Raw genomic sequence first — 418 nt, forward strand, 5'->3', positions numbered from 1 at the left:
GGAGCAGCGGCAGCACCACGGCCACCACGGTCAGCACGATGGTGGTCAGGAAGAAGGTTGTCCCCGTCAGGCTCATCACGCCGGGGAAGATGCCCTGAAGACCCCGGGGGTTACCCGCTTTGCCCCCTTTTTACGTCGTACCGTACGGCCCGTGTGGAAACTCTGGTTGACGGCACTCACCCTGTACGCGGCCCTCTGCCCGCCCCAGCAGCCGTACTGGACCGCAGAACGCATGGCCACGGCCACCCCGGTCGACGCCCCGCGGGACACCGCCCCGTCGCCCCGCAGCGCCCTCCTCGTCAACGGGACGTACTTCGATGGCATCCCCATGGTCGGCACGTTCTTCTTCGACACCGCGGCCGTCGGCACCGGCACCACCTCCTGCACCGGCAGCGTCGTCCACAGCCCCACCCGGGAC

Annotated in this window: 1 pseudogene; it reads left to right on the top strand. The window is 68.9% G+C overall.

Features of this window, described 5'->3' with window-relative positions:
* Positions 1–151: 151 nt before the first annotated feature.
* Positions 152–418: pseudogene (locus J0695_RS38390) on the top strand (hypothetical protein); the annotation flags it as partial.

The sequence above is a fragment of the Streptomyces beijiangensis genome (genome assembly GCF_017315755.1).
In the GTDB taxonomy this organism is placed as follows: domain Bacteria; phylum Actinomycetota; class Actinomycetes; order Streptomycetales; family Streptomycetaceae; genus Streptomyces; species Streptomyces beijiangensis.